The sequence below is a fragment of the Cryobacterium sp. M25 genome (assembly GCF_002929635.1).
Classification (GTDB): Bacteria; Actinomycetota; Actinomycetes; order Actinomycetales; family Microbacteriaceae; genus Cryobacterium; species Cryobacterium sandaracinum.
Genome location: NZ_PJJU01000014.1, coordinates 1 through 8,741, shown reverse-complemented (window position 1 = coordinate 8,741; position 8,741 = coordinate 1). Strand labels below are relative to the sequence as shown.

Annotated in this window: 6 protein-coding genes; 2 read left to right on the top strand and 4 right to left on the bottom strand. The window is 68.1% G+C overall.

The genetic code is table 11. The annotated features are described in order from the left end of the window. A partial coding sequence (locus CXY81_RS00210; protein WP_104193608.1) for a glycosyltransferase occupies positions 1-1,526 on the bottom strand: 1,526 nt, incomplete at its 3' end. A 93-nt stretch (positions 1,527-1,619) separates the two neighbouring features. Here CXY81_RS00210 and CXY81_RS00205 point away from each other — a divergent pair. Next, complete coding sequence (locus CXY81_RS00205; RefSeq protein ID WP_104193607.1) at positions 1,620-3,935, top strand: FdhF/YdeP family oxidoreductase; 2,316 nt, start codon at positions 1,620-1,622, stop codon at positions 3,933-3,935. An 8-nt stretch (positions 3,936-3,943) separates the two neighbouring features. Then, positions 3,944-5,320 (top strand): phosphatase PAP2 family protein, encoded by a 1,377-nt coding sequence (locus tag CXY81_RS00200; protein ID WP_233193892.1) that lies wholly within the window; start codon positions 3,944-3,946, stop codon positions 5,318-5,320. Here CXY81_RS00200 and fdhD read toward each other — a convergent pair. The 3 genes from fdhD to fdhA all read right to left on the bottom strand — a co-directional run bounded on the left by fdhD (position 5,317) and on the right by fdhA (position 8,558). Next, on the bottom strand, positions 5,317-6,177 hold the full coding sequence (gene fdhD / locus CXY81_RS00195; RefSeq protein ID WP_104170179.1) for a formate dehydrogenase accessory sulfurtransferase FdhD: 861 nt from the start codon (positions 6,175-6,177) through the stop codon (positions 5,317-5,319). The genes CXY81_RS00200 and fdhD overlap by 4 nt on opposite strands. Positions 6,178-6,183: 6 nt before the next feature. Then, positions 6,184-7,212, bottom strand: a complete 1,029-nt coding sequence (gene moaA / locus CXY81_RS00190; RefSeq protein ID WP_104193606.1) for a GTP 3',8-cyclase MoaA — start codon at positions 7,210-7,212, stop codon at positions 6,184-6,186. Positions 7,213-7,343: 131 nt separating this feature from the next. Then, on the bottom strand, positions 7,344-8,558 hold the full coding sequence (gene fdhA / locus CXY81_RS00185) for a formaldehyde dehydrogenase, glutathione-independent (RefSeq protein WP_104193605.1): 1,215 nt from the start codon (positions 8,556-8,558) through the stop codon (positions 7,344-7,346). Positions 8,559-8,741: the final 183 nt, after the last annotated feature.

Here is an 8,741-nt window from a genome sequence, read left to right as displayed (position 1 = left end):
GCGCCCGCCGCGCCCGCCGCGCTGGTCGCGCCGGTCGCGCCGGTCGCGTGCGCGGCGGGCGGGTCGGCCGTGAGGCGGGCATCCGCCAGGGCACGCTCGATCACGGTGAGGTCGATGCCCTCCGCGATCACGGAGTGGCGTTCCGGATGCTGCCGGATATCGATCCCCACAAGGTCGCGCATGTCACGCCGCAGCTCGGGCCTCGGGAAGAGAACGGTGTGCGCGGCATCCGCGGCCAGCCGCTGCACGAGCCGGGCCCGGAACCAGAAGTGCTCGGTCTCGTCGACCGTGCCGAAGTTCGCCCGGGTGAGCACCCCGGAACTGTCGAGGGAATGGATGACGCTGTGCGGGTCGGGGGCCACCGTGAACACGATCGGAATGTCGAGCTCGCGGGCGACGGTGGAGGCGGCCAGCGTGCCGATGTCGGCCATTCGCAGGTGGATCGCGTCGACGGTGCCGGCGGCGCGCAGAATGCGACGGATGCCGCGCTGCGTCGCAATCCGCCGCGGCCAGGCATCGACCGAGGCGACGGGTTCGCCCAGGAAGGGCACGGTCGCGAAGGCGTGCTCCGCGAGGGAAGACCCGACCTCGGACAGAGAGGTGAGCGCGCCGGCGAAGCTGCCGCGGGAGAGGGTGAGCACCCGTTCCACGGAGCCGCCGCGCGCACTGCCACCGCCGCCGCTGCCGCCGGAGACGAGCGCGTCGCCCAGGCGCACGAGCAGCGTGGCGATGCCGCCGTTGTCGCCGGCCCCCACCTGGCTGAGTTCGCGGTCGATGTCGGCGTGCAGGAAGAGTTGGGCCACCGTCAGCCCCCGGCTCCACGGCGGGCGCGGGTAGGCCGGCACAGTCAGGTCGATCAGGGCGAGCCGGGCCACGTCGGCAAGCACGCCGCTGCCCTGCGACAGGTCGCTCATGATCCGGATGTTGGCCTCGTTCGGACCGAGGTCGCCGATGGCCGCGATCGCCGCCGCACGCACCGCGTTCGGCTCGGAGCCGTCGACTGCGACCCGGCGCAGCAGACGTTCGGGGATGCGCCCGGCGATGAGACCCATCGTTTCGACCAGGCGGGCGCGGGCGCCGCACTCATGCACGCCGATCAGGGTGCCCTCGAGGGCGAGCGCCACATGCACCGGCACCGACGAGCTCCACTGCTCCAGCGTGCGCTGGGCGATCATGCCGGAGAAGCCGCCGTCGACCACCATGCTCAGCAGTCCGGAGATCGCCTCGAACCGGGGCAGCCGGGCGCCGAACGCCCAGGCCGCGTGTTCGCGGATGAAGAGGGAGTCGTGGGTGAGCAGCGACACGAGAACGTCATCAGCGGACTCGTCGAACACCTGGCCGAGCGAGTGGATGGCCGCGATCGCGGTCAGCTGGTCACCAGGGTCGGTCGCCGCCTGCGCGAGCAGGCGCACGGCGCGGATGCCGCCGTCCCGGCTCGCTGCGATGGTCAGGTCGTCGGCGCAGCGGATACCGTCCAGGATCGACCGGGTCTGCCGCATCGTGTCCAGCGTCGTGTGAGTTCCCACGGTGCCCCCTCTGTCTCCTGCTTCAAGCAGTCCGATTCGAACATACACGTGGCCGATGTCGGAACGCCCTGTGGAATGGAGCAAAATGGTCACATGACACGACGCGCTCCGATCGAAGACATCAACGAAGACAATCTGGTCGTCACGAAGCCGAAGAAGTCCGCGGCCGGAGTGGAAGCGGTTCTGGTGGCGCTCGATCGCGGGTTCGCGCAGGCCGGCGTTCCCCGCACGGCGAAGGCGCTGCTGCGCCTCAACCAGCGCGACGGCACCGACTGCCCGGGCTGCGCGTGGCCGGAGTCGCAGGGCCACCGCAAGACCGCGGAGTTCTGTGAGAACGGCGCCAAGGCCGTCGCTGAGGAGAGCACCCTGCGCACCGTGACGCCGGCGTTCTGGGCCGAGCACTCGATCGAGGAGCTCGCCACGAAGACCGAGTACTGGCTCGGCAACCAGGGCCGCATCACGCATCCGGTGGTCATCCGTCCCGGCGACACGCACTACTCCCAGATCTCCTGGAACGAAGCCTTCGAGCTCATCGGCGAGCGGATCCGAGCCACCGTTCCCGACCGTACGGTCTTCTACACCTCGGGACGCACCGCCAACGAGGCGGCGTTCCTCTACCAGCTGTTCGCCCGCTCGATCGGCACGAACAACCTGCCCGACTGCTCGAACATGTGCCACGAGTCCTCCGGAAGCGCCATGAACGCCACCATCGGCATCGGCAAGGGCACCGTTTCGCTCGAAGACATCCACCATGCCGAGCTGATCCTCGTCGTCGGCCAGAACCCGGGCACCAACCACCCGCGGATGCTGTCGGCCCTCAAGGAGTGCAAGGACAACGGCGGCCGGGTCGTCGCCGTCAACCCGCTGCCCGAGGCCGGGTTGTTCAATTTCAAGGATCCCCAGTCGGTCTCCGGCCTGATCGGCGACGGCACAGCACTCGCCGACGAGTACCTGCAGATCAAGGTCGGCGGCGACCTGGCCCTGTTCCAGGCCCTCGGCCACCTGCTGCTCGAAGCGGAGGAGCGCGTTCCCGGCTCCGTCGTCGACGCGGAGTTCGTCGCGGCGAACACCCAGGGCCTCGACGAGTACCGCGCCGCCCGCACGACCATCGACTGGGCCGAGACGGAGAAGGCCACCGGGCTCACCGCGGTGGAGATCTCCACCGTCGCGCAGATGATGATCGACTCCACGGCCACGATCATCTGCTGGGCGCTCGGACTCACTCAGCAGCCGCACTCGGTCAACACACTCAAGGAGATCATCAACCTGCTCCTGCTGCAGGGGAACTTCGGCAAGCCGGGCGCCGGCGCCTGCCCGGTTCGCGGCCACTCCAACGTGCAGGGCGACCGCACCATGGGCGTCTGGGAGAAGCCCAAGGAACCGATGCTCGCCGCGCTGGACAAGGAATTCGGCATCGAGTCCCCTCGCAAGCACGGCCTCGACTCGGTGGACACCGTCGCGGCCTTCGAGAACGACGACGTCGACGTGTTCGTGTCGATGGGCGGCAACTTCGCCCTCGCCTGCTCCGACACAGTGGCCCTCGAGGCGGCAATGCAGCGCGTGGGCCTGACCGTGCACGTGTCGACCAAGCCCAACCGGTCGCACATCATGCACGGCACGACCTCGCTGATCCTGCCGACGCTGGGGCGCACCGACACGGACGACAAGCACCCGGGTGGTCGCCAGGTGCTCTCGGTCGAGGACTCCATGTCGGTCGTGCGCACCACGCAGGGGCGTCTGGACCCGGTCTCCGAGCACTTGCTCGCCGAGCCCGTCATCGTCGCCCGGATGGCCAGCGCCACCCTCGGCGACGACCACGTGATCGACTGGAAGGCGATGGCCGACGACTACGACGTCATCCGTGACCGCATCTCGCGGGTTCTCCCGGGCTTCACCGATTTCAACGCGCGCCTCAAGACGAAGAACGGTTTCGTACTGCCCAACCCGCCCCGCGACACCCGCAGCTTCGCCACCGACATCGGCCGGGCCCGGTTCACGGTCAGCCCGCTCGAATACCTCACCCCGCCAGCCGGCCACCTGATCCTGCAGACCATGCGCAGCCACGACCAGTACAACACCACGTTCTACGGGCTGGATGACCGCTACCGCGGCATCTCCGGCGGCCGCCGGGTCATCCTGATCCACCAGGACGACGCCACCGAGCTGGGCTTTGCGGACCGCGACATGGTCGACGTGATCAGCACTTTCCAGGGCGAGGAGCGGCGCGCCAACGAGTTCCGCCTGGTGGTCTACCCCACCCCGCGGGGCTGCGCGGCCGCGTATTTCCCCGAGGCGAACGCCCTGATGCACCGCGAGCTCGTGGCCCGGGAGTCGAACACCCCCGGTTACAAGGCCATGTCCGTGCGATTCATCGCACACGAGGCAGCGAATTCAGCACCGCTGACGTGAGCCGGGGCGTGAACACGGGCGCTGGGGCACAGCGCGTCACCCACTGGTGGCCGCTGCTCTCCGGGCTGGTCACCGTCGCGCTGGCGGTGGGTCTGGGCCTGGTCATCTCCCGGAACGGCAAGCCGTTCGCTCTGGACACGGAGTGGATGATCGCGGTGTCCGGCAATCGGGCACCGGTGTGGGATTCCCTCGCCCTCGTGATGAACAGCCTGGGCGGCGGTCTCACCGGCTCCGTCGTCGTACCCGGTCTGCTCATCGGCCTGCTCCTGTTCTTCAAGCGCCCGTGGGCCGCGGGCTTCGCCCTCGCGGTAACCGTGGTCTCCGGTGCCGCCGTACACCTCCTCAAGTGGCTGTTCGGCCGGGCCCGCCCGGTCGAGCTCGACGATCTGTTGGTCAGCGTTGATTTCGGGTCGTTCCCCTCCGGCCATGTCGCCAATGCGGCGACGCTGGCGATAATCCTGGCGCTGCTCTTCCGGTTCTGGTGGGTGTGGCTGGCCGGGGCGCTGTACACGGCGCTGATGATGCTCAGCCGCATCTACCTGGGCGCTCACTGGCTGACCGATACCGTCGGGGCGGCACTGCTCGGCATCGGGATCGCGGTGGCGGTCTGGGCTCCCCTGGCCGTGACACTCGATCGCGAACGCCGACGCAGCCGCGCGTCGCATCCGTGGCGCACGTTCCACGACCGGTACGTCGTCGAGACGTGGGAACGCAATGCCCGGTCCCGCCGCATGCTCCAAGTCACCGCGATCGCCTGCCTGGGTTTCGGCGCCGTCGTCTTCACGCTCACGCTGCTGAGTGTGCTGAGCGGCGGCGGCATCACCGCGATCGACCTCCCCGTGCAGGAGTGGCTGCTGGAAGCCCGGTCCCCCGTTCTGACGACCGTGATGGTGGTGCTGGCGGTCGTATTCGGGCCGGTCGCGCTGCCCCTGATCGTGCTGGTCGTGTGCGTCGGCTGGGGTCTTCTCACCCGGCACGCCTGGCGCCCGCTGCTGCTCGCCGGTGCCATGGCAACCGGCGTGGGGCTGGCCCAGGTCATCGGACGCACGGTCGGCCGCGAGCGGCCGCCGATCGACCTGATGCTGTACGGCACGGACCTCACGTTCTCGTTCCCCTCCGGCCACGTGCTGGGTGCATCCGACTTCCTGCTGGTGACCGCCTACCTTCTGCTCTCGCGCCGTTGCAGCATGCGGGCCACCGCCCTCGGCCTCAGCATCGCCGTGGTCGGCATCGTGCTGGCGGCCCTCAGCCGCCTGTACCTCGGCTACCACTGGACCACGGATGCCCTGGCCTCCGTTTCGATCTCCCTGGTGGTGGTGGGCTGCGTGATCACGGTCGACACCTGGCGCACCGGGCGGGTGGTCGAACCCGCGGAGCGCGGCTAGCCGGGGACGCTCTGCGGCGTCCGCTCGCCGCTCGTGATGCGTTCCGCCCCGGCGTAGATCACCATGGAGTCGCCGCGCAAAAACCCGACCACCGTCATGCCTACCTCGTCCGCGAACTCGGCGGCCAGCGACGACGGCGCCGACACGGCGGCGAGCACCGGAATCCCGGCCATCAGCGCCTTCTGCGCCAGTTCGAAGCTCGCCCGGCTCGACACCATCAGCACCGTGCCGGTGAGCGGAAGCAGGTCTTCCTTCAGCGCCCAGCCGATGACCTTGTCGACCGCGTTGTGGCGGCCGACGTCTTCGCGCAGCACCAGCATCCGCCCGGTGGTCCCGTCGAAGAGGGCGGCCGCATGGATGCCGCCGGTCTTCTCGAAAACGTCCTGGGCGGCGCGCAAGACCTCGGGAAAGCTCGTCAGGAGCTCTGCGTCGACCTGAAGCGGGTCAGCCGTCACCGGGAACGCCGACTTCGTGCGCACGGCGTCGATGCTGGCCTTGCCGCAGAGCCCGCAGGAACTGGTCGTCAGGAACGATCGCTCCAGGCTCGGGTCGGGCGGTGTGACCCCGGGCGCGAGCGACACGTCGAGCACGTTGTAGGTGTTCACGCCCTCGACGGTGGCGCCGGCGCAGTACCGGGCCGTGGAAAAGTGCTCGCCCCGGGTGATGACGCCCTCCGACACCAGGAACCCGGCGGCGAGGTCGAAATCGTTGCCGGGGGTTCGCATGGTGACGGCGAGGGAGCGGCCGTTCACGCGGATCTCGAGTGGCTCTTCGACCGCCAGCACGTCTTCTCGGCTGGTGGGATTCTCGCCCGCCGTCAGTCGCACGACCTTGCGCCTGGCCGTGATCCTGCTCATCTGGATTCACCCACCGATGTACGACATTTCGATTCTCTTCTTGCCGGATGCGCGCAGCCGGCCGGTCTCGGCGCTGCGCAGCTCCGAGTAGCGGTCCGTGCGCTCGCGCCAGATCTGCTTCAGCACCTCAGCCAGCTGCTCATCGGTGCAACCGCCGCGCATCAGGGCACGCAGGTCGTGCCCCTCGGTCGCGAACAGGCAGGTGAACAGCTTGCCGTCGGTGGAGACCCGCGCCCGCGAGCAGGAATGGCAGAACGACTGGGTGACACTGGAGATCACGCCGATCTCCCCCTCGCCGTCGCGGTAGCGCCACCGGCGGCTGGTCTCACCGGTGCTGTTGGGGGCCGCCTCCTCAAGAGGCAGTTCAGCGTTGATGCGGGCCACGACCTCGGCCGAGGGCACCACGTCACCCATCTCCCAGCCGTTGCTCGAGCCCACGTCCATGAACTCGATGAACCGGAGGATGTACGGGGTGCTTTTGAAGTGGCGCGCCATGGCAACGATGTCCTGATCGTTCTGCCCGCGCTTGAGCACCATGTTGATCTTGATCGGGCCGAGCCCGACCGAGTGGGCCACGTCCAGGCTGTTCAACACCTTGGCGACCGGGAACTTCACGTCGTTCATGGCCCGGAACGTGGCATCGTCGAGCGAATCCAGCGACACCGTGACGCGCTTCAGCCCGGCGTCCTTCAGAGCCCGGGCCTTCAGCGCCAGCACCGAACCGTTGGTGGTCATCGCGATATCGATCGGGCGGCCGTCCGGGGTGCGAAGCGCCGCCAGCATCGCCACCAGTTCCTCGATCCCTTTGCGCAGCAGCGGCTCACCGCCGGTGAGGCGGATCTTCTCGACCCCGTGCGCCACGCTGATCCGCGCCAGCCGGGTCATCTCTTCGAAGGAGAGCAGTTCGTCGCGTTCCATGAAAGCGAAGTCCTTGCCGAAGACCTCTTTGGGCATGCAGTACACGCAGCGGAAGTTGCAGCGGTCGGTGACCGAGATGCGCAGATCGTGCAGCGGGCGTTGGAACTGATCAATCATGTCTCCACACTAACCGCCGCCCTTCGCGGCAACAGTCCTTCGGGACGGTGACAAATGCCCGGCCGCAGCAGAACAGGACAGCCGGCCGGGGCGAACCGCCGGCCGGCTGTCCTGTTACCGGTCGAACGCGCTTACTTGATGTACTGGTTCGGGTTCAGCACGTATTTGATCGACTTGCCGGCGTCGAACTCGGCGTAGCCGCGCGGGGCATCGTCCAGGCTGATCGCCTGAGCGTTGACGGCCTTCGCGATCTGCACCTTGTCGTGCAGGATCGCCATCATCAGCGAACGGTTGTACTTCATCACCGGGGTCTGACCGGTAGCGAAGGACAGGGACTTGGCCCAGCCGAGGCCCAGCCGGATGGACAGCGAGCCGACCTTCGCCGCCTCGTCGACCCCGCCCGGGTCACCCGTGACGTAGAGGCCCGGGATGCCCAGGCCACCACCGGCGGCCGTGACCGTCATCAGCGAGTTCAGCACCGTGGCCGGACGCTCCGTTCCGGCATCCTTGCCGTGGCCGCGGGCCTCGAAGCCGACCGCGTCCACGCCGCAGTCGACCTCGGGCACACCCAGGATCTGCTCGATCTGATCCTGCGGTTCGCCCTTCCGCAGGTCGATGGTCTCGCAGCCCAAGCTGCGGGCCTGCGTTAGCCGCTCCTCATTGAGGTCGGCGACGATGACGACGGCGGCCCCGAGCAGCTGAGCGGATGCCGCCGCGGCCAGACCCACCGGGCCCGCTCCGGCGATGTAGACGGTCGATCCGACCCCGACGCCCGCGCTGAACGCTCCGTGGAAGCCGGTCGGGAAGATGTCCGAGAGCATGGTGAGGTCCATGATCTTCTCCAGCGCCTGGTCCCGGTCCGGGAACTTCAGGAGGTTCCAGTCCGCGTACGGCACCAGCACGTACTCGGCCTGGCCGCCGACCCAACCGCCCATGTCGACGTAGCCGTAGGCGCTGCCCGGGCGGTCGGGGTTGACGTTGAGACAGATTCCGGTTTTGCGCTCCTTACAGTTGCGGCACCGGCCGCAGGAGATGTTGAACGGCACCGAGACGATGTCGCCGACCTTGATGAACTCGACGTCGGGTCCGCATTCGACCACCTCGCCGGTGATCTCGTGGCCGAGGACGAGGTCCGACGGCGCGGTCGTGCGCCCGCGAACCATGTGCTGGTCCGAGCCGCAGATGTTGGTGGTGACCGTGCGGAGGATGACCCCGTGCGGCACCTTGCGGCCCACGTTCGCCGGGTTGACACCCGGTCCGTCCTTCAGCTCGAAGGTCGGGTAGTCGATGTCGATGACCTCGACGACGCCCGGGCTCTTGTAGGCAACTGCTCTGTTCCCAGTCATGAAGTACCTTCCTAGTTCCTGTTTGCTTCCCTCACAGCGAGACCCGTCGGGCCGCGCGAGACTGCATCGAAATTTCTAGTTGGTGCCTGTTTCTCCTCTAGATGTTGTTCCCACTGACGTTGTGAGCACGGTTGATGGGTGATTTGCCGCCGATGCCGGTATGGGGTCTGTGGTGATTGTAGC

What these genes read in the sequence shown, in the direction of transcription:
- CXY81_RS00205 (WP_104193607.1), top strand. Translation starts at nt 1,620, where the DNA reads ATGACACGACGCGCTCCGATCGAAGACATCAACGAAGACAATCTGGTC.
- fdhD (WP_104170179.1), bottom strand. Translation starts at nt 6,177, where the DNA reads ATGAGCAGGATCACGGCCAGGCGCAAGGTCGTGCGACTGACGGCGGGC.
- moaA (WP_104193606.1), bottom strand. Translation starts at nt 7,212, where the DNA reads ATGATTGATCAGTTCCAACGCCCGCTGCACGATCTGCGCATCTCGGTC.
- fdhA (WP_104193605.1), bottom strand. Translation starts at nt 8,558, where the DNA reads ATGACTGGGAACAGAGCAGTTGCCTACAAGAGCCCGGGCGTCGTCGAG.